A 24211-nucleotide genomic window follows, 5' to 3' on the forward strand; every position below is an offset into this window, starting at 1 on the left:
CCCTCCCCGGACATAAGGTGTATTACTTACATATAACGGGTCGCGGTCCTATGGGGAGATACCGCGATGGCAACTGCATTCAAAACAGACGTTCCACTGCAAGGCACGGAGGAACGCTTTTTCTTCAAACTGGCCTCAGCGATTGCGCTGGTCCTGGTGGCTGGGTTCTCGGTCCAACTGGCGGCAGGGAGGTCCAGCTTTGCCGTGCCGCTGGTCTATCACATCCACGCCGGAGTGTTTTTTGGCTGGGTGGCCCTGTTCGTGGTCCAGTCGGGCCTGATCGCCAGCGACAACGTCGCCCTGCACCGCAAGCTGGGCTGGCTTTCGGCGATCTGGGTTCCGGCCATGGTCATCATGGGCATCACCATGACGGTCGTGTCGATGCGCCGCACCGGCGGGCCGTTCTTCTTCGGCGCGAGCGAGTTCCTGATCGGCAACCCGACCGGCATTCTCGCCTTTGCCGGAATGGTCGGCGCGGCAGTCGCGCTGCGGCGGCAGACCGACTGGCACCGCCGCCTGATGCTGTCGGCCATGGCGGCCATCACCGGACCGGGCTTTGGCCGCCTGCTGCCCATGCCGCTGATGATCCCCTATGCCTGGGAGATCAGCAACGCGATTGGCGCGCTGTTCATCCTGGCCGGGATGATCCGCGACAAGCGTCATCGCGGCGCGGTCCATCCCGCCTGGTTCGTGGGGCTTGCCGTCATGTTCGGCTGGGTCGCGCTGGGCGAGCTGATTGCCGGGACCGACTGGGCAATGGACCTGACACGGCAAGTCATGGCCGGCTATCCGGGCGCGGCGCGACCAATGGAGCCCTATCTGCCTTGATTAGTCCCGCCTGACGGGCCATCTGGGGGCCAAGCAACAAGGACCCCCAGATGACCGTCCAGACCGAGAACCTTTCCGGCATTGATATCCGCGCCGAGATCGAACGCCTGCGCAAAGAGCGCAATGCCGTGATCCTGGCCCATTACTACCAGAAGCCGGAAATCCAGGACCTGGCCGACTATATCGGCGACAGTCTGGAACTCTCGCGCAAGGCGGCGGAAACCGACGCCGAGGTCATCGCCTTTTGCGGCGTGAAGTTCATGGCTGAAACGGCCAAGATCCTGGCCCCGGAAAAGACCGTGATCCTGCCCGACCTCGACGCCGGGTGCAGCCTGGAAGATTCCTGCCCGCCGGAAAAGTTCGCCGCCTTCCGCGCCGCGCACCCGGATCACATCGCGCTGACCTACATCAACTGCTCGACCGAGGTGAAGGCGCTGTCCGACATCATCGTGACCTCCTCCAGCGCGGAAGTGATCCTGTCGCAGATCCCGCCTGAACAGAAGATCATCTTCGGCCCGGACCGCCACCTCGGCGGCTATCTCTCCCGCAAGTTTGGCCGCGACATGCTGCTCTGGCCCGGCGTGTGCATCGTGCACGAGGCGTTCAGCGAAACCGAACTGCTCAAGCTGAAAGCCCAGCACCCCGGGGCGCCGGTTGCTGCGCACCCGGAATGCCCGCCGCACATCATCGACCATGCCGACTATGTCGGGTCGACCAGCGGCATCCTGAACTATGCCAAGGCGTTCGAAGGCGACACGCTGCTCGTCGCGACCGAGCCGCACATCATCCACCAGATGGAACTGGCCCTGCCCGGCAAGACCTTCATCGGCGCGCCGGGCGCGGACGGCCAGTGCGCCTGCAACATCTGCCCCTACATGGCGCTCAACACGCTGGAAAAGCTCTATCTCGCCCTGCGCGACCTGAAGCCGCAGGTCCACATCGAGGAAGGCCTGCGCCTGCAAGCGAAGAAGAGCCTCGACCGGATGCTGGAAATGGCCGGCGGCACGGTCGGCAAGGGCGACCTGGGCGCGCGCTGAGGCGGTCCTTCGAGACGGCACTCAGCCTGCGGCTTCGCGCCTCCTCAGGACGAACGGCCTTGATTTAGACCGTTCGTGGTGAGGAGGTGCCGAAATCGCAGATTGAGGGACCGTCTCGAACCACAGCGTGGAAGACCAAGCTTCACCGCACCGGCAGTTTGAACATCAGCGCCCGCGCATACTTCACTGGCGGCGAGCCGAAGCTTAGCACCGTGTCGTGATAGCGGCGCAGGGTGAAGGCCTTGCCCCAGCGCTTCTCCGCCTCGGCGCGGAGCATGCGGTGTTCCTCATAGCCGGTGAAATAGCTCAGCAGTTGGACTGACGAGAGGTTGGCGCGGACCCATTTGCCCGCCGCCTCGCGCTCGGCCTGGAACGCGCCTTGCTGCATCAGTTCCATCGCCTGGTCGCGGGTCATGCCCTCGGTGTGGATGCCGATGTCGAGCAGGGTGTTGGTCACCGACCGCAGCCGCATCTTCAGCACGGTCAGCTTGAACAGCGGATCGTGGTTCAGATAGCCCTGATCCTTCATCAACCCTTCGGCATAGACCGCCCAGCCTTCCACGAACGGGCCGGACCACAGCATCGCCCGCAGCGGATTGTCCGTGCGGTTGGAATGATCCAGCTGGTGGTAATGCCCCGGCATCGCCTCGTGGATCGAGAGGTCGTGGATCATGTAATCGTTGTATTCGGTGAGGAAGCTGTTCGCCTGCTCGTCGGTCCAGTCGTCGGGAATCGGGCTGACGGCATAGAAGTTCTGCTGGCCCTTTTCGAACGGTCCCGGCGGGTCGTTGTAGGCCACGGCATTGCCCTGCTGGAACTTGGGCATGGTGATCACCCGCACCGGGCCGTCGGGCATCCGGATAAAGCCCTTGGCGCGGACGAATTCGGTCGCTTCGGCCAGGGTTTCGCGCGCCCGTTCCTCCAGCCGGCCCCGCGGCGGCTTCTTGGCATAGGACAGCTGCAACGCGGCCTCGATCGCGGCCTGCTGCTGCGCGGCCGTGGGCTTGGCCGGAAGCGCGGGTGCGCCTGGCTTTCCGGCCAGGACCTGCCGCGCCAGCGCGTACATTTCGGCGCGGATGTCGGCCTTGGCCTTCAGCGCGCGGGCTTTCAGCTCGGGCCGGGTAAGGTCGCTCATCAGCGCATATTTCATCTTCTGGTCATAGAGCCGCGCGCCCAGGCGGAACTCGCCCTTGGCCTGTGGCACCAGCACCTGGTCGATCCAGGTCTGATGCTCGCCCACGGCAGCTTTCAGTCCGGCCAAGGCGGCATCGAAGCGCGCCCGGTCTGCCCCGGACAGCGCATCGGCATGGGGCGCCAGCATCGTTTCCGCAATCTCGACAATGCCGGAATTCTGGCGCGAGACGGTCTGGGCATAGATCGGCGGCACCCGCGCCGGGACCAGCTGGTTGCGGCTTTCGCGCAGCATGGCCGGCAGGGCCTCCATCCGCGCAGTTGCCGCTTTCAGGCGCACGTCCCACGGCGCGAAATCGCGCGCCGCCAGGGTGTAGAGCGCTCCGCCCGCGATGTCGTTGTAGACCTGCGGGTTCCACGCCCATTCCTGCAACACGTCGTTTGCAAACAGGCGGTATTCCAGCTCGTTCGTGAGCAAGGCATAGTCAACCTGGTGATCCCGGGTCAGCGTGGCGGGATTGATCGCGATCAGCTCGGTCAGCAGCGCGCGCCACTCCGCCGTCCGTTCGGCCCGCGCCTCCGCCGTGATGCCGGGCAGCTGGCCATCGAAATCGTGAATGCCCAGAGCCGTTGCCTCGACCGGGGAAAGCCGGGTGGCGCTGGCAATGAAGCGCTTGGACAGGGTCTGGAACTGCTGGTCCGCCTTGGCGGCCTGGGCGGATGCGGGCGCTTCGGCACGCGCTTCGACCGGCGCGGCGGCAAGGGCAAGCGCGGCCAGCGGCAGCGCGGCAAGCAGGGCGTGGCGTTTCATCTGGAATATCTCCCCTGGGGTTTATTCCGGGGAAGCTAGCGCGGGTTCAGTCCTGCGTCGAGCGGGCGAGAACAAGTCCTGCACCGACCAGAACCATGCCGAGCAGGTCGACCGGGCTGAGCACTTCGCCGAACACCGCCCAGCCGACCGTTACCGCGATGGCGGGCTGGGTCATCAGCGCCAGTCCCACCACAAAGGCGCTGAAATGGCGCAGGGCATAGACCAGCAGGCCCTGTCCCACGACCTGGCTGGTAAAGGCCAGGGCGATGATTGGCAGCCAGTTGGTCGGCCAGACCGGCTCACCCATCACAAGCGCGGTGCCCAGCAGCACCGGCAGTCCAGCAATGGTCGCATAGACCAGCACGGTCCACCCGCCCAGATCGGCCCGCGCGCGCTGCGCCAGCAGGATGTAGAAGGTATAGAGGAACCCGGCGAGCAGGCAGAGCAGATCGCCGACCAGGGTCTTTTCACCGATTTCCAGGCTGCGCCCCAGCAGGATCGCGGAGCCGGCAATGGCGGCCAGGAACGCCGCCCACTCCATCGCGCGCGGGGCGCGGCGGAGCGCAATCAGGCCGACGGCAACCAGCAGGATCGAACCGGAATTGCCGAACAGCGTGGCATTGCCCAGCCGCGTCCGCTCGATCCCCAGGTGCCATGACGCCAGGTCGAGCGAGAAGAACAGCCCCGCCCCCAGGATCGCGACAATTGCCATGCGGCTGTGTCCCAGCAGGCGCTGGCCATTGCTGCGGGCTAGGAGAATGAACACCGGCACGGCCAGCAACAGCCGCCAGAACCCGGCGGAAACCGGGCCGGTATCGGCCAGCCGCACCCACAGCGGCCCCAGCGCCAGCGCGGCATTGCCGCCCAGCAATGCGGCAAAGTGCCAGCCGCTCCAGTCCCGCTCTCTGGTTGCCAAGGTCATGGGCTTGCCTTAGCGATGCCAATCGAATTGCAAAACGAAATCTATGGAGGGATCCCCGTGCACGACGCCTTGTTCCAGCCGATCAGCCTGGGTGCGATCGAAGCCAAGAACCGCATTCTGATGGCTCCGCTGACCCGTGGCCGCTCCGATCCAGGCTCGGTTCCCAATGCGATGATCGCCGAATATTACCGCCAGCGCAGCGATGCCGGACTGATCATTTCCGAAGCCACCGGGATCAGCGTGGAAGGTCTGGGCTGGCCCGCCGCTCCCGGCGTGTGGAACGATGCGCAGACCGAAGGCTGGAAGCTGACGACCGATGCCGTGCACAAGGCCGGCGGCAAGATCGTGATGCAGCTGTGGCACATGGGCCGCCTGGTCCACCCGGACTTCCTGGGCGGCGAGGCTCCCGTCTCGGCCAGCGCCACCACTGCGCCGGACCATGCCCACACTCCCACCGGACGCAAGCCGTTCGAACCGGCGCGCGAAGCGACCAAGGCCGATATCGCCCGCATCATCGGTGACTATGCCGCCGCCGCGCAGCGCGCCAAGGACGCCGGGTTTGACGGGGTGCAGCTGCACGGCGCCAACGGCTACCTGATCGACCAATTCCTGCGCGCCAAGACCAACCTGCGCACCGACGAATATGGCGGCAGCGTGGAAAATCGCACCCGCCTGCTGCGCGAAGTGCTGGAAGCGCTGATCGGCGTCTGGGGCGCAGGCCGCGTCTCGGTGCGTCTCTCGCCCAATGGTGAAACCCAGGGCTGCGACGATCCCGATCCGGCCAGCCTGTTCGGCGCGGCAGCCAAGGTCTGCCAGGAACTGAACCTGGGCTTCGTCGAGCTGCGCCAGCCGGGACCGGACGGCACCTTTGGCGCGACCGAAGTACCCAAGCAGGACGCGCTGATCCGCTCGATCTACACCGGGCCGCTGGTACTCAATTCGGACTATACCGCCGAGCAGGCCAATGCCGACGTTGCCGCTGGCCGGTGCGACGCGATCAGCTTTGGCCGTCCCTATATCTCCAACCCGGACCTGGCCACGCGCATCCACCGCGGCGCGGAATGGGCGCCGAACGTCAATGTCCCGCAAAGCTGGTATCTGCCCGGAGCAGCGGGTTACATCGACTACCCGGCGCTGGAATCGGCTGCGGCCTAAGGACAGGACGGCACGGCATGGCACTGCGTTCGTGGCTGTTCGTTCCGGGCGACAGCGAGAAGAAGCTTTCCAAGGCGGCGGACACCGGGGCCGATGCGATCATCCTCGACCTCGAAGATTCGGTCACTCCGGCCAACAAGGCTCAGGCGCGCGAGCGGACTTTGGACTGGCTCCAGGGGGGCCGCGCCACCACGCCGGGTGCCAGTGGGCAGGGTCGCTGGGTGCGGATCAACGCGCTTGATACGCCGTACTGGCGCGACGATCTTGCCGCCGTAATGCCGGGTGCGCCGGACGGGATCATGTTGCCCAAAAGCGCGGGGCCGGAATCGGTCGGGCAACTCGCTGCCGAGCTCGACGCGCTGGAGGCGCCAAACGGCCTTGCCAGCGGCAGCACCCGGATCCTGCCCTTGGTCAGCGAAACGGCAGCCGCGGCGATCACCATTCCGGCCTATGCCAGCGCGCCGTTGCCGCGCCTGGCCGGGCTGACCTGGGGCGCGGAAGACCTGTCCGCCGCGATTGGCGCGACCCGCAAGCGCGACGAACAGGGGCAATGGACCGATGCCTTCCGCTTTGCCCGGACCCAGACCCTGCTGACCGCCCATGCCTGCGAAGTCTTTGCGCTGGATACGTTGCACGCCGACTTCTCGGACGGGGAAGGCCTGAAACGCGCCGCCGAAGCGGCACGGGCGGATGGTTTTGCCGGAATGCTGGCGATCCATCCGGCGCAGGTAGCCGTAATCAACGCGGCCTTTACCCCCAGCGAGGCAGAACTGGCCGAGGCGCGGGCCATTGTTGCGGCCTTTACCGCCAATCCCGACGCCGGGGCACTACAGATCGAGGGACGGATGATCGACCGCCCCCACCTCAAGCTGGCCGAGCGGCTGCTGGGGATCGCGCTCTAGGCGTCAGGTGCTGGGCGAAGCGGACGGAGCGGCCTTGGCCGTCTCCTCCGCTGCGGGGGCCTCTGTTGCTGCCGGGTCCGCCTCGTCCGCCTTGTCCTCTTTCTTGCCGCTGCCGGTCTGCGGGGCAAGCGGAGCTTGCGAGCGGACCTGATCGACCGGGATCATCGCATCGCTGACCGAAGCGGGCAGGATCTGCCCTTCGGCCTTGCCGCCCTGCTCCTTGCCGCCTTTATTGCCGCATCCGGCCAGGGCGAGGGCCAGCAGTGCAGCGGGGATAGCCTTGTTCATTGTCCACTCTCCGGCGGGCAGGGTCGTTCCAGCGCGGCGAGGAATTGCCCCGCGCGCTTCAGCAATGCCGCATCCCATGCCTCATAATCAACTGCCAGCCCCAGCCGTTCCAGGCTGGTGACGCCGAATTCCTCGATCCCGCAAGGGACGATCCCGCCGAAGTGCGACAGGTCCGGCGCGATGTTGACGGAAAAGCCGTGCATCGTGACCCAGCGCCGCACCCGCACGCCGATGGCGCCGATCTTCGCCTCGCGCCCGTCGATGTCTCGGGTCCAGATGCCGATGCGCCCCGGTGCGCGCCAGCTTTCCACGCCAAAGTCGGCCAGGGTATCGATCACCCAGCCTTCGATGGCATGGACAAAGCCGCGCACGTCGCGCGCCCGCCGCTTCAGATCGAGCAGGACATAGCCGACACGCTGGCCCGGACCGTGATAGGTATAGCGCCCGCCGCGCCCGGCCTCGACCACTTCAAAGCGCGGATCGAGCAGTTCATCCGCCGCCGCGCTGGTCCCCGCCGTATAGACGGGAGGGTGTTCCAGCAGCCAGATCAGCTCTTGCCCGGTCCCTTCGGCAATCGCCGCATTGCGCGCGGTCATGACCTCCAGCGCGGTGCGATAGGGCACCGGCTCGCGATCTTGCCGCAATTCGATCGAGGGAGGCAAAATATCTGTCATCGCTGTTGGTTGCGTGGCGGCAAATGCTGTGGTTATCAAGGGGGCATGAACAGACCGCTTTCCGCTTCGCCCCGTTTTGACAGCAACCGCGCCTGGCAGGAGGCATCCGGAGCGGTCAACGCCAACCGCGATGCGCTGATCGCGCTGGCCGGGGTGTTCATTGCCCTGCCCGCCTTTGCCCTGACCGTGCTGTTGCCTCAACCAGAGCCGCAGCCCGGTGCCGACATGGACGCAGCGATGGAACTGGCGGCGGTCTATTTCCGCGAAAACTGGCTCGCGCTGGTGGCGCTGGGCCTGCTTTCCACCCTGGGGACCATGGCCATGCTCACCCTGTTCGGCCATGCCAGCCGCCCGACCGTGGGCGAGGCGATCCGCAAGGGCCTCTCCGCCACGCCGATTGCGATCCTGGCGCAGATGATCGTCGGCTTCGTGATGACCGGCCTGGTCCTGGCTCCCCTGTCGCTGTTTTCCTTCGCCGGGTCCAAGGCTCTCGCCATGGTCGGACTGACTGCAGGCCTGGTCATTGCCGCCTGGTTCTGGACCCGGACCAGCCTGACCACGCCGATCATCGCGGCGGAAACGCGGCGCAATCCGCTCGCCGCCGTGCAGCGCTCCTTTGCCCTGACGCGGGGCAATGCAGGACGCCTGGTGCTATTCCTGTTCCTGCTGGTCCTGGCTTTCCTGATCGCGGGGCAAGTGCTGCAATGGTCGGTTACCTTGCTGGTCCAGCTTGTCGCCGGACCGGACGCGGGCACGATCACCGGCGCGCTGATCTCCAGCATGGTCCAGGCCGCGATGGCAGTCTACCTGGCCGCAGCCATGACCTCCAGCTATCGCCAGCTGGACGGAGCCAGCCAGCCCGGCCCGTTCGGCTGAGGATCAGTCCTTCCAGCCCCAGAACAGCTTGCACGGCAGGACGTTCAGCGGTTCGAAACCCTGGTCGATGCGGTGAAAGTGGCGCGCCATGAAGTCGCGCGCCTTGGCGCTGAACTGATAGACCAGGAAGGCCCCGCCCGGGCGCAGCACGCGGTGCGTGGCAGCGGCGATGGCCGGGCCTACCCCGTCCGGCAGAGTCGAGAACGGCAGGCCCGACAGCACATAATCGGCATGGTCATGACCATGCGCGCGAACGATCTGCTCCACGTCCGCCGCCGAACCAAGCACCGGGATAAAGCGCGAATCGGCAATCGTCGCTTTCAGGTAGTCGATATAGAGCGGGTTCGTATCGATCACGATCAGCGTGCCGTCACGCGGCAGGCGTTCCAGCACCGGGCGGCAGAAAGTGCCTACGCCCGGACCATATTCCACGAACAGCTTGCATTCGGACCAGTTGACCGGCGCCAGCATCTTCTGGATCGTGAAGCGCGACGAGGGGATGATCGAGCCAACCATCACCGGATGCTCGATAAAGCCCTGCAGGAACACGCCCCAGGGACCCATCAGCTTCTTGAACCGTTGCTTCATCCGATGAGACAGCGGCACTTCAGCAAGCTCAGTGGGATTCATGTGGAGGGACATTCCATTATTTGGCGGCCTGTTGGCTGTGGCTGGGCTTTGCTTCGCATTCACAAATTTGCCCAGCCATTGCAAGGCAAGAGCGACCGGACTAGCTCATAAGCGATGAACCGTTCCGATCCACCGCCGATATTGCAGAGCGAAGCAGCTGCAAGTGGCACGACATCCAGCCTGCCGCGTGGGCGGGTCCTGCTGCTGTTCATGGTCATGCTGGTGACCGCGGCGGGCAATACGGCGATGCAATCGGTCATGCCTTCGATCGGCACGGCCCTGAAGGTTCAGGACTTCTGGATCAGCCTGGCCTATACCTGGTCGGCGCTGCTGTGGATGATCTGCGCGCCGATGTGGGCGCGGCGGTCGGACAAGCGCGGGCGCAAGGCGATGATGGGGATTGGCCTGCTGGGCTTCATCTCCAGCTTCAGCCTGTGCGGGCTGGCGCTGTACCTGGGCCTGCATGGGTGGATCAGCGGCCTGGCCACGCTGCTGGTCTTTGCCCTGTTCCGCTCGCTCTATGGCTGGTTCGGCTCGGCCGCGCCGCCAGCGGTCCAGGCCTATGTCGCCAGCCGCACCAGCCGCGAGCAGCGCACCCAGGCGCTGTCGCTCATTTCCTCCAGCTTCGGCCTGGGGACTGTCCTGGGTCCGGCGCTGGCGCCGCTGCTGATCTTCCCGGCGCTCGGCCTGGTCAGTCCGTTCATTGCCTTTGCCCTGATCGCGCTGGTCGTGCTGATCGCGCTGCGCACCCGGCTGCCGGACGACACGCCTGCCTTTGCGGGCAAGGGCGATGTCATGGCCGCGCCTTTCAGCGCCAATTCGGATTCGCGCGCGCGCCGCAACGATGCCCATGGCGACGAGGAACTGCCCGGCGAAGTGGCCAAGCTGTCCTGGCGCGACCCGCGCTTGCGCCCCTGGCTGATTGCGGGCCTGACCGGCGGCCATGCCCAGGCGGCGGTCATGGGCATTGTCGGCTTTCTGGTGCTCGACCGGCTGGGCCTGCGCGGCGATCCCACTGCCGGGGCGGGGCCAACCGGGCTGGTGCTAATGGCCGGAGCCCTCGCCACCCTGCTGGCACAGTGGGGGCTGATCCCGCTGCTGCAACTGGGGCCGCGCGCTTCGTGCCTGTGGGGCATGGTCCTCGCCTGCGTCGGGGTGGGGCTGCTTTCCGTGGCGGGAGACCTGCACACCATCACCATGGGCCTGGCGCTCGCCTCAATGGGCTTTGGCCTGTTCCGCCCGGGCTTTACCGCCGGCGCATCGCTGGCTGTCAGCCGCGCGGAGCAGGGCCAGTCCGCCGGGATCGTCGCTTCGGTCAATGGCGCGGCCTATATCGTCGCGCCTGCGGTGGGCGTCTGGCTCTATGGCCACAGCCCGTGGATCGGGTTCGGCGTGATCGAACTGCTGTGCATCACGGTGATCGTGCTGGGCTTCAAGGGCATGACCAGCGACGATTCGCTGATCGAGACGCGGCGGATCTGACGAAGAGCCGGCGGTTTGCGCTGAGGCAATCCGCCTTCGACAGGCTCAGGCTGAGCGGTGTGCTTGGATCAAGGGCCCAAATTCGGCTCCGGCTGAGCGGGGGTGCATGGTTCGAAGGACTCAATCCCGCTCAGGCTGAGCTTGTCGAAGCCGGACCCAGCAAAGCGACAGCGCTTCTCAAGACCGACCGCGCCGCGAAGCCCTAAAGAATCTCCAGCACCTTGTCCTGCGGGCGGCAGAGGCGCACGCCCTTGTCCGTTTCCACCAAGGGCCGCTCGATCAGCTTCGGCTCGGCCGCCATGGCAGCCAGGACATCGCCGTCGCTGGCATCCGGCAGGCCGCGCTCTTCGGCGTCGGTGCCGCGCAGACGCAGGCCCTGCTGCGGGGTAATCCCGGCATCGCGGTAAAGCTGGGCCAGCTTTTCCGCGCTGGGCGGCGTGGAGAGGTATTCGATCACGGTCACGTCCACCCCGGGCGTCTCCTGCAAAATCGCCAGCGTCTTGCGCGAGGTGCCGCATGCCGGGTTGTGCCAGATCGTTGCTTTCATTCCTGCCTCCATGTCCTGCACGGCGGTTAGCCGCTCCGTCCGTCCAAGAAAAGTGATCCTGTCCAATTTTGATCCTTGTCAATGCGAGTCATTCTCATTATCGGCACTCTCGTTCTTGCAAATCATTCTCAATAAGGATCATCCATGCCAGCTTCTCTCCGCTTCAGCCGAATCGCCCTCGCCGCCTCTGCCGCCCTGGGTCCGATCGGCTGGGCCGCGCCTGCCATGGCCGATGAAGCAGCAGCGGATGCCCCGTCGATCATCGTCTATGGCCGTCCGGACGGCTATGACCTCGACAAGACCCCGACCGCGACCAAGACCGACACCCCGCTGATCGACGTGCCGCAGACGATCAGCGTCATCAGCCGCGAACAGATGGACGATCAGGGCGTAACCTCGCTGGGCGAGGCGCTCCGCCACGTTGCCGGGGTCAGCCTGGGCCAGGGCGAAGGCCACCGCGACCAGATCACCCTGCGCGGACAGAACTCCACTGCCGACTTCTTCGTCGACGGCATCCGCGACGATGCGCAGTATTACCGCCCGCTCTACAATGTTGAGCGGATCGAGGTGCTGAAGGGTGCCAATGCGATGATCTTTGGCCGGGGCGGCGGCGGCGGCGTAATCAACCGCGTCTCCAAGGCACCGGAATTCGACCGCACCCGCGCCGGTCTGGCCAGCAGCGTCGACAGCTTTGGCGCATGGTCCGTCGCGGCAGACCTCGGCGCGCCGCTTTCCGACACCATCGGCACGCGCCTCAACGCGACTTATGAAGAGTTCAACAACCACCGCCAAGACTTTGGCGGACACTTTCTGGGCATCACGCCGACCATCGGCGCGCACCTGGGCGATGCGACCAGCCTGACCCTGACTTACGAATATGTCGAGGACCGCCGCATTACCGACCGGGGCGTTCCGTCCAAGGACGGCCTGCCGCTGACCGGCTATGACGATACCTTCTTCGGCTCACCCCGGATCAACCATTCGGAAGTGACCGCGCATCTGGTCCACGGGCGGATCGACCACGCCTTTTCGGACAGCCTGAAGGCCAACCTCAGCCTCCAATTTGCCGACTACGACAAGTTCTATGGCAACGTCTATGCCAGCAGCGCGGTCAGCGCGGCGAACACCGTTACGCTCGCCGGCTATGACAGCAGCACCGACCGCCAGAACCTGATTGGCCAGGGCAACCTGATCTGGACCGGCAATACCGGCAGCCTGGGCCACACCCTGCTGCTGGGCTTCGAAGCGGGCGATCAGTCGACTCTGGCGGACCGCCACACCGCGACTTTCCCCGCCGGTGCGACAGTGACCCTGGCCGAGCGGATCGTCGTCCCCGCCGTCGCATTCCCGACCACGCCGAACAGCAAGAGCCAGTCCGACGTGACCTTCTGGTCCGCCTATGCCCAGGACCAGATCGACCTGGGCGACCTCGTGAAGATCGTCGGCGGAATCCGCTTTGACCGCTTCACCATCAGCTCGACCAACCTGGTTTCGGGTTTCGCGGGCAAGCGCAGCGACAGCAAGTGGTCGCCGCGCCTGGGCCTGATCCTCAAGCCGCGCGAGAACGTCTCGCTCTACACCAGCTATGCCAAGAGCTTCCTGCCGCAATCGGGCGACCAGTTCGCCGTGCTTGACGCGACCAGCGCGGCACTCGCTCCCGAAGAGTTCCAGAACCTGGAAGCGGGCGTGAAGTGGGACATCACCGATGCCCTGGCCTTCACCGGAGCGGTTTACCGCCTGGACCGCAACAACACCCGCGCCACCGATCCGATCACCGGCAACACCGTGCTGAGCGGCAAGAGCCGGACCGAAGGGGTTGAATTCTCGCTGGTGGGCCGGGTTACGGACAGCCTTGACGTCTCGCTCGGCTATGCCCTGCAAGACGGCGAAATCCGCGCCACGACCACGGCGGCCCCGGCAGGCCGCAAGCTGGCGCAACTGCCGCGCCACCAGGCTTCGGCCTGGGCGCGCTACAACTTCTCGAAGTCGTTCGGACTGGGCCTGGGCGTGATCCACCAGTCCAGCCAGTTCGCCACGATCAGCAACCATGTGCGCCTGCCCGCCTTCACCCGGATCGACGCCGCCGCCTACTACGACCTGACCCGCGATGTGACCCTGCAGCTGAATGTCGAGAACCTGACCGACACGGACTATTTCCCGTCGGCCCATACCGACAACAACATCTCGACCGGCCGCCCGCTCAATGCAAAGCTGACGCTGCGGGTGAAGTTCTAAGCGCCGACGACCGCCTGGCTTGAGTCTGTCGGAGCTGGCTAAACCGCCTTCGACAAGCTCAGGCTGAGCGTAGTTTTTGAGTAGTTCGCAAACTCACGCCCGCTCAGGCTGAGCTTGTCGAAGCCGTTTTTGATGCCCATCCGCCTGGTTAGATTTCGCGCAGAGCGCGCAGAGAACGCCGAGGGATAGTCTCTGCGTCCTCTGCGCTCTCTGCGCGAACCCCATTACAGTTACAGTTCTTCAAAAACCCGACTCAAACCCCCGCTCAGGCTGAGCCTGTCGAAGCCGGTTCTCGCAAACCCCGTTCACCCTGAGGGCCGTCTCGAAGGCGCCCTTCCCTCAATCAGCCTTCAGCGCCGGAACCGCCTGCGCCGCGTCCTGCGGGGAAATGCCCGGTGCGGGGGCGGCGCTGATCGTTTCGATCCGGCGCATCACCCGCCCGGCGCGCTGGACCGCGCGGACCAGGCGGGGATAGACGCCGCAGCGGCACAGGTTGGGCACGGCAGCGGCAATGTCCTCTGCCGTGGGATCGGCATTGCGCGCCAGCAGGGCCGCTGCGGACATCGCGATGCCAGGGGTGCAGAACCCGCACTGGATCGCCTGCTCAGCCACCAGCGCCTGTTGCACCGGGTGTGAACGGTCCGGCGACAACCCTTCGATCGTGGTGACGCTCCGCCCCTCCACCTCGGCCAGGGTGACCAGGCACGACCGCAGCGCCTCGCCATCGATCAGGACCATGCAGGCCCCGCAATCGCCCGCACCGCAGCCATATTTGGTGCCGGTCAGGTTGGCCGCATCGCGCAGCGCCCACAGCAGCGGGGTCTGGCTATCAAGCTTGAACTCGACCGGGCGGCCGTTGACGGTGAGGCGGGGCACAGGTCAGCGCTGAATTAGTCGCGCCATGACCGGTCGACGCGGTCCACCGCCCGGACCCAGGCGTCAAAGTCCGCCGCGCCCGGCAGGGTTCCCGGCACGTTCGCCTGGCTCAGGTCGCGCTGGTGCACCGCAACAACCTCATCCGGCACGACCACCGGCTTGCCCGCCGCCATGGTGGCCAGCTGGATCTCGCAAGCGCGCTGCAGCGACCAGTGCGTGATGAAGATTTCCGGGATCGACCGGCCCAGGATTACCGGGCCGTGATTGCGCAGCATCAGGATGCGCTTGTCGCCCAGGTTCTTCAGCAGCCGCTCACCCTCTTCCTCGCGGACGGTGATGCCTTCGAAATCGTGATAGCCGATCCGGCCGACAAAGTTGCAGGCATAGAAATTGGTCGGTTGCAGCCCGCCTTCCAGGCTGCTGACCGCCATGGTCGCCGTGGTGTGGGTGTGGCAGATCGCATGGGCCCAGGGCACGTGAGCATGGAAATAGGAATGCTGCACGAACCCGGCCTTGTTCACCGGATAGGGGCTGCCATCCAGCGTGTTCCCCTCAATGTCGATCTTGACCAGGTTGCTGGCGCAGACTTCGGAATAGAGCAGCCCGAACGGGTTGATCAGGAACGCGCCTTCCTCACCCGGCACCTTGACCGAGATGTGATTGTAGATCGATTCCGACCAGCCAAGGTGATCGAACACGCGGTAACAGGCGGCCAGTTGCTGGCGGGCCTGCCACTCTTCCTCGCTGCAATCCAGGTTGCGGCTGTGGTTGCTCAACTTGGTGGCCATGGCGCTCTCCGATTTCGTTGTTTCGGAAGGCACCTTAGGCAAGTCAGCGGCCGAAGGAAATCCGCAATCCGGCCCAGACCGTGCGCGGCGCGGCCAGGTCGATGGAGCCGCCCTGGTTGCGCGTCACGATCCGCGCTTCGGTCAGGTTCTCGGCCCGCAGAACCAGGCTGGCACGCTCGCCCAGCGGCACAGTCGCCACGGCATCCAGCGTGGTCACCGCCGGCAAACGGTCGGTTTCCAGATCGTCCTCGAACTGCGCGCCGACATGGCGCAGCGTTGCCGCGACCAGCCACCCTTCGGCAGGACGCCAGGCCAGCGTGGTGCTGGCGGCGAACTTGGGCACCTGGGCCGGGCGCTTGCCATCCGGGCCAAGCGACGGGCCGCTGCCTTCCACTTGTGCGTCGATAAAGCTGGCCGCGCCGTCCCATTCGAACTGAGCTAGCTTTGCTTTGGCCAGCAGTTCCACACCCCGCGAATGGACCGCGTCGACATTGCGCCGCTGCCGCAGGTTGGTGCCGATGGTGACATTGGCAATCGCGCCCTTCACCTTGTTGTCAAAGGCAGTGGCGGAAAATTCCAGCCCGTCCAGCTTCAGGTCGAACCCGCCTTCAAATCCGAACAGCTCCTCGTTCTCCAGCGCGGCATTGGCCCGCGTGGTGACCGGAAAGACCACGAAGGGGCGGTAAAGCTCGTTCAAGGTTGGCTGGCGCAGCCCGTTGTAGATGGACCCGCGCAGCGCCAGCCCTTCGGCCAGGTCCATCAGGGCGCCGCCGCGCAGCGACAGGTCCCAGCCGGAGCGGTCGGCAAAGCGGGCTTCCGTCGTCACCACGCCAGCGGCGCTGGTCTCGATAAAGCGCCCGTCGCGCACCGACCACCGGTCCACCCGCGCCGATCCGGTCAGGCGCAGCGGGCCAAGCTGCCGGTCATGCTCGGCATAAAAGCCCAGATCGTCGTTGGTACCGCCCGCACGCCGCCGCGCCGTGACCGCGCCGGTTACTCCGCTGAAGGCCACTTCGCGCATCTCGCCGCTGGCCCGGCGCCAGTCCACGCCCAGCCGCAGCGAATGGGCCGCATCGACCGGCGGGCGCAGTTCGATCTTGCCGCCCAGCCCGGTCGAGGGAGTCGCCTGCTGGTCCAGCGTCTTGCGATAGGTGGTCGATGAAATGACCACGTTGGAATAGTCGCGCGCCTGGACATAGCCCAGAACGTCAAACTGCCACGCGCCCCGGCCTACCAGCCGCAGCGAGGCATCCTGCCCGCCCTGAAAACTGTCCGCCCCGGCAAAACGCAGGGTGCGGTGATCCTGAAAGACCAGGCCGCGCGCCTGCAATTCCACCTCCGGTGCAAGCGGCGCCACGCCGCGCAGCGAGGTCGACCAGCTATCGAACCGGGCCCGCACACTGGCTGGAACACGCTGCTCGACCGGCGTGGTCCAGAACCCCTGCCCGCGATCCCACCGCCCGCTGATCACGCCGTAACCCGCGCCAAGCTGCGGCGCCAAGGTGGCGGAAAGCTCGCTCTCGCCCCGGTCGTTCGCGATCAGCCGCGCTTCGCCCAGCGGCAGGTCGGCAGGATTGGCGCTGACCAGATCGACCGTGCCCGCCACGGCACCGGCCCCGAAGGCCCCCGTGCCGCCGCCGCGAATCACGCTGATCCGGCCCAGCCGATCCAGCGGCAGGGCGGAAAACGGCACATGGCCAAAGAACGGATCGGTGACCGGCACCCCGTCCAGCAGCACCAGGGTCCGGCTGGAGGCATTGCCCCCCAGCCCGCGCTGCGTAACCCCCTGCGCCGTGGGATTGGCCGAACGGCTGTCTGACCGGCGGAACTGCTGGAAACCCGCCGCCCCCGTCAGCACGTCCTCCAGCCGCCCCGAAGCGGACAGCGCACTGCGCTCCGCATCCAGCGTCACGACCGAATAGGCCTGGAGCAACGGCGAAGGATCGAGGCCCCGCCCAGTCACGACGATGTCCTGAGCAACCTGCGCGTCGTCCTTGTCCTGCGCCCAGGCAGGCGAAGACACCGCTGGCAGCGCCAGGGCAATCAGGGACCGGGAGAGGATGGCGCGGAAACGAAGCCGCTTAGATGCTAGTCTCACCTCCCCCTATCACCATGAAACGTACTTAATCGGAAGAGCAATTATTTGAACCATGGCACACTCGGTGCGCTGCACTTGACCCGCAGGAGTTCATGCCGAGCCGAGCACGCGTGCAAATCAAATTTTGCCTGCCAAGCATCTGAATTTTTGTATTTAAATTAGATCAGATTGCGCAAAATAAGTGCATCAAATGCGCTTCCCGGATGGTCGAAATGAAGAAACTCCTCATCGCCCTTTTGCTAGGGCTCGCAATTTTACCCTTCGCGGCCTCCGGACAAAGCCAAGGACAAGTAACATATCGAAAATGGGGAGTCTTCGGGGGCTATAAGGATAAGCAAACGGGACCGAATGCTTGGCGAGTTTGGACTGGCGTTAATGGTGCGGCCCCGGAAGGGAGTGCTTCTTGGATTGCACTCTACCGCGCTGCCGAACTGGCCAATCTGGCTGGCTTTCGTTTCTTTCAGATCGTCTATCAGAAGAGCCAGTTAACTTATCTGCGCATCGGAAATGGAGACTTTGATCTCACCGGGCCTGGAGGAGCTGAGCTTGAGATCATAGCAACAAATGACCCTGCGCCTCCGTCGATTTGCCGTGCTGCTAAACCTGAATACTGCATGACCCTGGATGCCAAAATGACAATGGATCAAATCGCTCCCCGTCTGAAGTTTCCGAAACGCAAATCAGACTAATATTGACGGGATACGGCCTTGCAATGAGGTCAGTAACTTGTTCTGATCACCGGCTTAAGGGCAGATGGCAAAAATAAGCAAATGCCCCCGCCTGCATTCAGGCAGCTTTATATGGGCGCAAGGAAGGGGTTGCGGCGTAGCTATCCGGAGCACCTGAAAGCATCCAATCAGCCCGCCAGGGAAACTCGCTGCGGAGTTGCACTAGTCACACGATTGCGCGGAAACATGCCTAGCGAAAAATCTAGGGAATGCACCTTAAGGAAGGTGGTGCCGCTTACGTGACTCGAACACGTGACCCCATCATTACGAATGATGTGCTCTACCAACTGAGCTAAAGCGGCATACCAATCAAGTTCTCTGGAGGCCCGAGCCGGAATCGAACCGGCGTAAACGGATTTGCAATCCGGTGCGTAACCACTCCGCCATCGGGCCTCTCAAGAGCGTGCGCCACTAGCTTAGCCTGCGCGGCGGTGCAACTCGATTCATGCTTGGCGGGCAAAGCGGACTTCGCGGCGGGTGGGATCGGCCGATTCCAGGCGGACGCGGATGCGGTCTCCGGGCTGGACGCGGTGGGCCGTGGTGCGGGCGACGACGGGCAGTTCGCACAGCTGGAAACGCGCGCCGCTTTCGCCCTGGTCGGTCACCACGGCTTCGAATTGCTCACCTTCGCGCCCGGTGAGGATCGCCGCTTCGGCCAGATCGACGACGGCACGCTCGATCTGGCTGCTGCGGGCCTGAGCGCGGTCCATCACCGGGCCGAGCCGCTGGAACGCAGAGGAGGCGCTTTCCGGCACCTCCTGCCCGTTCGCCACGGCCATGGCGGCGCGGATGACATAGCGGTCGGCCAGGCGGCGCAGCGGCGCGGTCATGTGGCAATAGGTGGCGGCCATGGCCGCGTGCCAGGGAATCACGCCAGGCTGATACGGTACATAGCTGGCTCCGTTGCCGGCGCGGCGCACCGCGAGCATGAAGGCGGCGGCGCGCGGGTCCGCCGGATCGAGCAGGCGCTCAAACTGGGCCAGGCTGGCTTCCTGCGGCCAGGCCAGGCCAAAGGCTTCGGCAGTATGGCGCAAGCGTCCTTCGGCCTCGCGGCTGGGACGCTCCATCACCCGGAACAGGCCGGTTCCGGCGCGGTGGAGCGCATCGGCCACGGCCAGGTTCGTTGCCAGCGACAGCGCGGCGTTGTGCCGTTCGGCCCAGGCCATCGGGCGCAGGCGCAAGGTGAAATGGCCCGACGAATCGCGCTCTACCTCCTGCTCCGGCGGATCGACGCGGGTCGCGCCGCGGGCATTGTCGGCTTCGGCCAGGCGGCGCGCGACTTCGCCGAACCCGGCGGGCAGGTCTTCTGGCCGGACCGCTTCATAGCCCAGCTTGGCGCGGCTGCGAATCACCGCGCGCTCCACCCGCTCCAGCACGGCCTTGCCGTTCGCGTCGATCCGGCTGGTGAACACCACTGCAGGGCGCGGACCATCGGGCAGCAGGCTCGCTGCGCTTTCACTCAGCGCGCGGGGATAGAGCGCGGCCTTGCCATCGGGCAGGTAAAGCGTCTCCCCCCGCGCCCAGGCTTCCTGGTCGACCGGATCGCCATCGGTCACGAACCAGTCGATATCGGCAATCGCATAGTGCAGCAGCCAGTCACCACCCGCTGGCTCCAGCGCAAAGGCCTGGTCGAGGTCGGTCGCGCTGGCGGGATCGAGCGTGACGAAGGGCATGGCGGTGCGGTCCGCATGGTCGCTCAGCGGCTTGCGCGCGGCTTGCGCTGCGGCGCTTTCAACCTGCGGCGGAAAGCCAGCAGGCACCCGGAATTGCGCGCGAATGGCGTCAAGTCCCTGGGCCAGCAGGCAATCGGGATCGCGGATCGCTTTCATCCCACAGGGCTAACCCGGTGACACGTGCTTGCCAAGCGGCGCGTCAGGCGGCACGAAGCGCGCAGATCACATTCCAGCGTGTTTCGCCCGGCTCGTTCCGGACGGCATGTTCCGGACAGGAGAGAGAAATTCCATGAAGACCCGCGCCGCAGTCGCCTTTGCCCCCAAGCAGCCGCTGGAAATTGTCGAGCTTGACCTGGAAGGCCCCAAGGCCGGTGAAGTTCTGGTCGAAATCATGGCGACCGGCGTGTGCCATACCGATGCCTACACCCTGGACGGGTTCGACAGCGAGGGCATCTTCCCTTCGGTTCTGGGCCACGAAGGTGCCGGGATCGTGCGCGAAGTCGGCGCGGGCGTGACCAGCGTGAAGCCGGGCGACCACGTGATCCCGCTCTACACCCCGGAATGCCGCCAGTGTAAGTCGTGCCTCAGCGGCAAGACCAACCTGTGCACCGCGATCCGCGCCACCCAGGGCAAGGGCCTGATGCCCGATGGCACCAGCCGGTTCAGCTACAAGGGGCAGACGATCTATCACTACATGGGCTGTTCGACTTTCTCGAACTTCACCGTGCTGCCGGAAATCGCCGTCGCCAAGATCCGCGAGGACGCGCCGTTCCAGACCAGCTGCTACATCGGCTGCGGGGTGACCACGGGCGTGGGTGCGGTGATCAACACGGCCAAGGTCCAGGTTGGCGACAACGTGGTGGTGTTCGGCCTGGGGGGCATCGGCCTGAACGTGATCCAGGGCGCGCGGCTGGCTGGCGCGAACAAGATCATCGGCGTCGACATCAATCCGGACCGCGAGGAATGGGGCCGCAAGTTCGGCATGACCGACTTCCTCAATACCCGGGGCATGAGCCGCGAGGACATCGTCGCCAAGATCGTGATGATGACCGACGACGGCGCGGACTATACCTTTGACGCGACCGGCAACACCGAAGTGATGCGCACCGCGCTGGAAGCCTGCCACCGCGGCTGGGGTACCTCGATCATCATCGGTGTGGCCGAAGCGGGCAAGGAAATCGCCACCCGCCCGTTCCAGCTGGTAACGGGGCGCAACTGGCGCGGCACGGCCTTCGGCGGGGCCAAGGGCCGCACCGACGTGCCGAAGATCGTCGACATGTATATGCAGGGCAAGATCGAGATCGACCCGATGATCACCCACGTCATGGGTCTGGAAGAGATCAACACCGCCTTCGACCTGATGCACGCGGGCAAGTCGATCCGCAGCGTGATCGTGTTCTGATCAGTGCAGTCATCCCGGCGCAGGCCGGGACCCGCGGCGCAGGCCGGGACCCGTTCTTGCGTCATCCCGGCGTAGGCCGGGACCCAGTCCTTTAAGCAAGCGCCGCCGCTTGCGGCGACCCATTGATCGGGCTGGGCCCCGGCCTTCGCCGGGGTGACGTAGGTTGTGTTTGCCGGGATGACGGGAAGGTAACGCGGGTTCAGCGCGCCGTTTACGGATCGACGTATTCGGCCTTGCGCTTCTGCATCTGGCTGGTGACGGCTTCGATCTGGTTGCGCGAACCGATCAGGGCCTGCTGCTCCACGCTTTCGGCCATCAGGATTTCATCGACGCCGACTTCGAGATAGCGGTTGAACAGCCGCTTGGCCGCGCGCTGGGCGTGGGGGTTGCGGTTGGCAATGTCTGCCGCGATTGCCGTGGCGCGGGCCAGGGGATCGCTGTCGACATAGGTGGCAAAGCCCAGTTCCTTCGCCTCCGCCCCGGAAAACTCGCGGTTGGTATAGGTCAGTTCGCGCAGCACGTCGTCGCGCACCAGGCCCTTCCACAGGGCATAGCCGCCCATGTCGGGAACCAGGCCCCACTTCAGTTCCATCACCGCCATGCGCGCCGCCGGATCGACCACGCGGATGTCCGCACCGCTGGCCACCTGCAAGCCGCCACCGAAGCAGACGCCGTGGACTGCCGCGATCACCGGCACCGGCAGCTTGCGCCATTGCATCGCGACCTGCTGGGCGTGGTTGGCATTGCCGTGGGTGCGATCGGTCAGCGGCACCCGGTCATGGCGGCCGGTATTGGCCATCGAGGTCAGGTCCAGGCCCGCGCAGAAGCTGCGCCCCTCGCCCGAAAGGACCACGGCGCGCAGGCCTTTCAGGTCGTGCAGCACGCGGCCCGCATCGATCAGGGCGGCGAACATGTCGGGATCGAGCGCGTTCATCTTGTCCGCGCGGATCAACCGCACCTGCGCTACGCCGTCTTCACCCAGCGTGATGCTGACCCGCCCTGCCGGGTTTACTTCCAATGCCATTCTCTCCGCTCCTGTTGTCCGCTCAATTACAGCGATGATGCCGCGACGGCGTATTCCTTGCCCATCCGCAGGTATCCGTCCAGACCCAAATCGTGCGCGCCGCCAATCGCGGGGCGGTGCAAGGGGGCCAGGCGATAGCCGCCTTCGGGCAGGGTTTCGATCAAGCCGTCGATCCCCGCCAGCCGCAGCTTGGCCCGCAGGCGGCTGACATGGACGGCCAGGCTGTTGGTCTCTGGCCGGAAGGACAGCCGCCACACGTCGCTCAGCAATTCGTGCGGCGTCACCGCCTCGCCCGGAGTGTCGGACAGCCGCCACAGCAGCGCGAATTCACGTGGGTGCAGGCCCAGGGCGCGGCCCGCGACAAAGCCCTCGCGCGCCAGCAGGTCGATCCGCAGCGCGCCGTAATGGCGATAGCGCGGCAGGGATTCGGCAAAATGCGCGAGGCGCTGGACGCGGTACTCCAGCTCTTCCAGCGAAGCGCCGAAATCGATCGCGTCGCCAAAGCCCATCCGCAGCATCCGCGCCCGCTCTGCCGAATCCGCCACCTCCAGCAGCATGATCCACTTGCGCTGCGGCAGGCTGCTGCCCGACAGGCTGAGCCACTGCGGCAAGGGCAACTGCCGCGGCAGGCCCAGCAGGACGTGGGCCGGATCGTGCGCCTGGCCGGTGCCCGACGACAAGTCACCGAGCAATTCCCAGCCCAGACGGCGCAAATCATAGTCGACGGGAACCGGTCCCGCCGAAAACCAGCGAAACTGCCGCACGGATGCCCTCTCAAAAGGCTAAACTGCCCTTGCGCCGCGCTGCACGCTTTGCAGCACCGGCGCAAGGAACCAAACCTTTAGAGTACAGTGACTTGCTTGTTAAGCCGCCGTCGTATTGACGCCCATCGATTGCAGATAGCGGCGGATATTGCGCGCCGCCTGGCGCAGGCGCTGCTCGTTTTCGACCATGGCGATGCGGACGAAACCTTCGCCGTCCTCGCCATAGCCGACCCCGGGAGCGACCGCGACTTCGGCATGGGTCAGCAGCTGCTTGGAAAATTCCAGGCTGCCCATGTCCTTCAGCGCAGGCGGGAGCGGTGCCCAGGCGAACATCGAGGCCTTGGGGCTGGGGATTTCCCACCCGGCGCGGCCAAAGCTTTCGACCATGACGTCACGGCGCTTCTGATAAAGCGTGCGGTTCGCCTCGACGATGTCCTGCGGGCCGTTCAGCGCGGCACAGGCTGCCGCCTGGATCGGGGTGAAAGCGCCGTAATCGAGATAGCTCTTCACCCGCTTCAGCGCGGCGATCAGGCGCGGGTTGCCCACGGCAAAGCCGACGCGCCAACCGGCCATCGAGAAGGTCTTGGACATCGAGGTGAATTCCACCGCCACGTCCTTGGCCCCCGGAACCTGCAGGATCGACGGAGTCGGGTTACCGTCGAAATAGAGCTCGGAATAGGCCAGGTCCGACAGGATCCAGACCTTGTTCTCCTTGGCCCAGGCGACCAGCCGCTCATAAAAGGCCAGGTCGACCGTTTCAGCAGTCGGGTTCGATGGATAGTTGACGATCAGGATCGACGGGCGCGGCACGGTGAAGGCCATGGCCCGCTCCAGCGAGGCGAAATAGGCCTCGTCCGGGGTAGTCGGGACCGAACGGATCGTCGCCCCGGCAATGATGAAGCCAAACGTATGGATCGGATAGCTGGGATTGGGCGCCAGCACCACGTCGCCCGGTGCGGTGATCGCGGTTGCCAGGCTGGCCAGGCCTTCCTTGCTGCCCATGGTCATGACCACTTCGGTTTCGGGATCGAGGTCCACGCCGAACCGGCGGCCATAGTAATTGGCCTGGGCCTTGCGCAGGCCGGGAATGCCCGACGATGCGGAATAGCCGTGCGCGTCCGGCTTTTGCGCCACTTCGCACAGCTTGTCGATCACGTGCTGGGGCGGCGGCAGGTCCGGGTTGCCCATGCCCAGGTCGATAATGTCCCGTCCGGCCGCTCGCGCCGCTGCCCGCATGCCGTTGACTTCGGCGATGACATAGGGCGGCAGTCGCTTGATGCGGTAGAATTCTTCGGACATGGGACCTTTCCTGGTTTGAGCGCGCATGGCCGCAGCGGGCG

General features: G+C 65.4%; 22 protein-coding genes and 2 tRNA genes. 9 read left to right on the forward strand and 15 right to left on the reverse strand.

Annotated features, from left to right (window positions below; genetic code table 11):
* The first annotated feature begins 66 nt into the window (after window positions 1–66).
* Both ACQKOE_RS12480 and nadA read left to right on the forward strand, forming a co-directional pair.
* A complete protein-coding gene (locus tag ACQKOE_RS12480) occupies window positions 67–828 on the forward strand; it encodes a hypothetical protein (protein WP_427513070.1) in 762 nt (253 codons plus the stop codon).
* Window positions 829–878: 50 nt separating this feature from the next.
* Complete coding sequence (gene nadA / locus ACQKOE_RS12485; RefSeq protein ID WP_427513071.1) at window positions 879–1865, forward strand: quinolinate synthase NadA; 987 nt, start codon at window positions 879–881, stop codon at window positions 1863–1865.
* A 142-nt stretch (window positions 1866–2007) separates the two neighbouring features.
* Here the strand turns inward: nadA and ACQKOE_RS12490 are convergent, their stop codons facing one another.
* Both ACQKOE_RS12490 and ACQKOE_RS12495 read right to left on the reverse strand, forming a co-directional pair.
* Window positions 2008–3807, reverse strand: coding sequence for a DUF885 domain-containing protein (locus ACQKOE_RS12490; RefSeq protein ID WP_427513072.1), 1800 nt, complete (start codon window positions 3805–3807; stop codon window positions 2008–2010).
* Window positions 3808–3853: 46 nt separating this feature from the next.
* Window positions 3854–4729, reverse strand: a complete 876-nt coding sequence (locus ACQKOE_RS12495; RefSeq protein ID WP_427513073.1) for a DMT family transporter — start codon at window positions 4727–4729, stop codon at window positions 3854–3856.
* A 57-nt stretch (window positions 4730–4786) separates the two neighbouring features.
* Here ACQKOE_RS12495 and ACQKOE_RS12500 point away from each other — a divergent pair, with 57 nt between their 5' ends.
* Together ACQKOE_RS12500 and ACQKOE_RS12505 are read left to right on the forward strand one after the other, a co-directional pair.
* A complete protein-coding gene (locus ACQKOE_RS12500) occupies window positions 4787–5884 on the forward strand; it encodes an alkene reductase (protein WP_427513074.1) in 1098 nt (365 codons plus the stop codon).
* Window positions 5885–5901: 17 nt separating this feature from the next.
* Window positions 5902–6786, forward strand: a complete 885-nt coding sequence (locus ACQKOE_RS12505; protein ID WP_427513075.1) for an HpcH/HpaI aldolase/citrate lyase family protein — start codon at window positions 5902–5904, stop codon at window positions 6784–6786.
* 3 nt (window positions 6787–6789) lie between these two features.
* Here the strand turns inward: ACQKOE_RS12505 and ACQKOE_RS12510 are convergent, their stop codons facing one another.
* Window positions 6790–7074: a hypothetical protein gene (locus tag ACQKOE_RS12510; RefSeq protein ID WP_427513076.1), complete on the reverse strand. Its 285-nt coding sequence runs from the start codon at window positions 7072–7074 to the stop codon at window positions 6790–6792.
* On the reverse strand, window positions 7071–7748 hold the full coding sequence (lipB, locus tag ACQKOE_RS12515; protein WP_427513077.1) for a lipoyl(octanoyl) transferase LipB: 678 nt from the start codon (window positions 7746–7748) through the stop codon (window positions 7071–7073). The genes ACQKOE_RS12510 and lipB overlap by 4 nt, the downstream gene beginning before the upstream one ends.
* Window positions 7749–7793: 45 nt before the next feature.
* Between lipB and ACQKOE_RS12520 the strand changes: the two genes are divergently transcribed.
* Window positions 7794–8624, forward strand: coding sequence for a hypothetical protein (locus tag ACQKOE_RS12520; RefSeq protein ID WP_427513078.1), 831 nt, complete (start codon window positions 7794–7796; stop codon window positions 8622–8624).
* Window positions 8625–8627: 3 nt separating this feature from the next.
* Here ACQKOE_RS12520 and ACQKOE_RS12525 read toward each other — a convergent pair whose 3' ends face one another.
* On the reverse strand, window positions 8628–9254 hold the full coding sequence (locus tag ACQKOE_RS12525; protein WP_427513079.1) for a class I SAM-dependent methyltransferase: 627 nt from the start codon (window positions 9252–9254) through the stop codon (window positions 8628–8630).
* Window positions 9255–9368: 114 nt separating this feature from the next.
* Between ACQKOE_RS12525 and ACQKOE_RS12530 the strand changes: the two genes are divergently transcribed.
* Window positions 9369–10736 (forward strand): MFS transporter, encoded by a 1368-nt coding sequence (locus ACQKOE_RS12530; RefSeq protein WP_427513080.1) that lies wholly within the window; start codon window positions 9369–9371, stop codon window positions 10734–10736.
* Window positions 10737–10938: 202 nt separating this feature from the next.
* Here the strand turns inward: ACQKOE_RS12530 and ACQKOE_RS12535 are convergent, their stop codons facing one another.
* Window positions 10939–11283, reverse strand: a complete 345-nt coding sequence (locus ACQKOE_RS12535; protein ID WP_427513081.1) for an arsenate reductase family protein — start codon at window positions 11281–11283, stop codon at window positions 10939–10941.
* A gap of 144 nt (window positions 11284–11427) precedes the next feature.
* Between ACQKOE_RS12535 and ACQKOE_RS12540 the strand changes: the two genes are divergently transcribed.
* Complete coding sequence (locus ACQKOE_RS12540; RefSeq protein WP_427513082.1) at window positions 11428–13518, forward strand: TonB-dependent receptor; 2091 nt, start codon at window positions 11428–11430, stop codon at window positions 13516–13518.
* A gap of 339 nt (window positions 13519–13857) precedes the next feature.
* On the opposite strand, the gene ACQKOE_RS12545 is transcribed toward ACQKOE_RS12540, so the two are convergent.
* Genes ACQKOE_RS12545 through ACQKOE_RS12555 form a run of 3 tightly spaced genes read right to left on the reverse strand, consistent with a single transcriptional unit; the run spans window position 13858 to window position 17205 of the window.
* Complete coding sequence (locus ACQKOE_RS12545; protein WP_374588754.1) at window positions 13858–14394, reverse strand: (2Fe-2S)-binding protein; 537 nt, start codon at window positions 14392–14394, stop codon at window positions 13858–13860.
* A 14-nt stretch (window positions 14395–14408) separates the two neighbouring features.
* Window positions 14409–15182, reverse strand: coding sequence for a class II aldolase/adducin family protein (locus ACQKOE_RS12550; protein ID WP_374588756.1), 774 nt, complete (start codon window positions 15180–15182; stop codon window positions 14409–14411).
* A gap of 43 nt (window positions 15183–15225) precedes the next feature.
* Window positions 15226–17205: a TonB-dependent receptor gene (locus tag ACQKOE_RS12555; protein ID WP_427513083.1), complete on the reverse strand. Its 1980-nt coding sequence runs from the start codon at window positions 17203–17205 to the stop codon at window positions 15226–15228.
* A gap of 278 nt (window positions 17206–17483) precedes the next feature.
* Between ACQKOE_RS12555 and ACQKOE_RS12560 the strand changes: the two genes are divergently transcribed.
* The gene (locus ACQKOE_RS12560; protein WP_427513084.1) at window positions 17484–17969 is read left to right on the forward strand and encodes a hypothetical protein; all 486 of its coding nucleotides are present in this window, start codon (window positions 17484–17486) and stop codon (window positions 17967–17969) included.
* 265 nt (window positions 17970–18234) lie between these two features.
* On the opposite strand, the gene ACQKOE_RS12565 is transcribed toward ACQKOE_RS12560, so the two are convergent.
* From ACQKOE_RS12565 to ACQKOE_RS12575, 3 genes are all read right to left on the reverse strand, one after another.
* A tRNA-Thr gene (locus tag ACQKOE_RS12565) sits at window positions 18235–18310 on the reverse strand.
* Between the two features lie 17 nt (window positions 18311–18327).
* Window positions 18328–18401 (reverse strand) — tRNA-Cys (locus tag ACQKOE_RS12570).
* Window positions 18402–18451: 50 nt separating this feature from the next.
* Window positions 18452–19837 carry an RNB domain-containing ribonuclease gene (locus ACQKOE_RS12575; RefSeq protein WP_427513085.1) on the reverse strand — a complete coding sequence of 462 codons (1386 nt, stop codon included), beginning with the start codon at window positions 19835–19837 and terminating at the stop codon, window positions 18452–18454.
* 133 nt (window positions 19838–19970) lie between these two features.
* Here ACQKOE_RS12575 and ACQKOE_RS12580 point away from each other — a divergent pair, with 133 nt between their 5' ends.
* Complete coding sequence (locus ACQKOE_RS12580; RefSeq protein WP_427513086.1) at window positions 19971–21083, forward strand: S-(hydroxymethyl)glutathione dehydrogenase/class III alcohol dehydrogenase; 1113 nt, start codon at window positions 19971–19973, stop codon at window positions 21081–21083.
* A gap of 211 nt (window positions 21084–21294) precedes the next feature.
* Here ACQKOE_RS12580 and ACQKOE_RS12585 read toward each other — a convergent pair whose 3' ends face one another.
* The 3 genes from ACQKOE_RS12585 to ACQKOE_RS12595 all read right to left on the reverse strand — a co-directional run bounded on the left by ACQKOE_RS12585 (window position 21295) and on the right by ACQKOE_RS12595 (window position 24170).
* Window positions 21295–22107, reverse strand: coding sequence for a crotonase/enoyl-CoA hydratase family protein (locus ACQKOE_RS12585; RefSeq protein ID WP_427513087.1), 813 nt, complete (start codon window positions 22105–22107; stop codon window positions 21295–21297).
* Window positions 22108–22133: 26 nt separating this feature from the next.
* Complete coding sequence (locus tag ACQKOE_RS12590; RefSeq protein WP_427513088.1) at window positions 22134–22871, reverse strand: winged helix-turn-helix domain-containing protein; 738 nt, start codon at window positions 22869–22871, stop codon at window positions 22134–22136.
* A gap of 99 nt (window positions 22872–22970) precedes the next feature.
* On the reverse strand, window positions 22971–24170 hold the full coding sequence (locus tag ACQKOE_RS12595; RefSeq protein ID WP_374588768.1) for an LL-diaminopimelate aminotransferase: 1200 nt from the start codon (window positions 24168–24170) through the stop codon (window positions 22971–22973).
* Between the last annotated feature and the right edge of the window lie 41 nt (window positions 24171–24211).

The organism is Novosphingobium sp. NPDC080210 (assembly GCF_050281025.1).
Taxonomy (GTDB): Bacteria; Pseudomonadota; Alphaproteobacteria; order Sphingomonadales; family Sphingomonadaceae; genus Novosphingobium.

Excerpts from the sequence above, each read along its gene's own strand:
- ACQKOE_RS12510 (WP_427513076.1), bottom strand. The coding sequence starts at position 7,074 with ATGAACAAGGCTATCCCCGCTGCACTGCTGGCCCTCGCCCTGGCCGGA.
- ACQKOE_RS12480 (WP_427513070.1), top strand. The coding sequence starts at position 67 with ATGGCAACTGCATTCAAAACAGACGTTCCACTGCAAGGCACGGAGGAA.
- ACQKOE_RS12575 (WP_427513085.1), bottom strand. The coding sequence starts at position 19,837 with ATGAAAGCGATCCGCGATCCCGATTGCCTGCTGGCCCAGGGACTTGAC.
- ACQKOE_RS12520 (WP_427513078.1), top strand. The coding sequence starts at position 7,794 with ATGAACAGACCGCTTTCCGCTTCGCCCCGTTTTGACAGCAACCGCGCC.
- ACQKOE_RS12540 (WP_427513082.1), top strand. The coding sequence starts at position 11,428 with ATGCCAGCTTCTCTCCGCTTCAGCCGAATCGCCCTCGCCGCCTCTGCC.
- ACQKOE_RS12505 (WP_427513075.1), top strand. The coding sequence starts at position 5,902 with ATGGCACTGCGTTCGTGGCTGTTCGTTCCGGGCGACAGCGAGAAGAAG.
- ACQKOE_RS12490 (WP_427513072.1), bottom strand. The coding sequence starts at position 3,807 with ATGAAACGCCACGCCCTGCTTGCCGCGCTGCCGCTGGCCGCGCTTGCC.
- ACQKOE_RS12585 (WP_427513087.1), bottom strand. The coding sequence starts at position 22,107 with ATGGCATTGGAAGTAAACCCGGCAGGGCGGGTCAGCATCACGCTGGGT.
- lipB (WP_427513077.1), bottom strand. The coding sequence starts at position 7,748 with ATGACAGATATTTTGCCTCCCTCGATCGAATTGCGGCAAGATCGCGAG.
- ACQKOE_RS12580 (WP_427513086.1), top strand. The coding sequence starts at position 19,971 with ATGAAGACCCGCGCCGCAGTCGCCTTTGCCCCCAAGCAGCCGCTGGAA.
- ACQKOE_RS12560 (WP_427513084.1), top strand. The coding sequence starts at position 17,484 with ATGGTCGAAATGAAGAAACTCCTCATCGCCCTTTTGCTAGGGCTCGCA.
- ACQKOE_RS12550 (WP_374588756.1), bottom strand. The coding sequence starts at position 15,182 with ATGGCCACCAAGTTGAGCAACCACAGCCGCAACCTGGATTGCAGCGAG.
- ACQKOE_RS12525 (WP_427513079.1), bottom strand. The coding sequence starts at position 9,254 with ATGAATCCCACTGAGCTTGCTGAAGTGCCGCTGTCTCATCGGATGAAG.
- ACQKOE_RS12535 (WP_427513081.1), bottom strand. The coding sequence starts at position 11,283 with ATGAAAGCAACGATCTGGCACAACCCGGCATGCGGCACCTCGCGCAAG.
- ACQKOE_RS12495 (WP_427513073.1), bottom strand. The coding sequence starts at position 4,729 with ATGACCTTGGCAACCAGAGAGCGGGACTGGAGCGGCTGGCACTTTGCC.
- ACQKOE_RS12595 (WP_374588768.1), bottom strand. The coding sequence starts at position 24,170 with ATGTCCGAAGAATTCTACCGCATCAAGCGACTGCCGCCCTATGTCATC.
- ACQKOE_RS12530 (WP_427513080.1), top strand. The coding sequence starts at position 9,369 with ATGAACCGTTCCGATCCACCGCCGATATTGCAGAGCGAAGCAGCTGCA.
- nadA (WP_427513071.1), top strand. The coding sequence starts at position 879 with ATGACCGTCCAGACCGAGAACCTTTCCGGCATTGATATCCGCGCCGAG.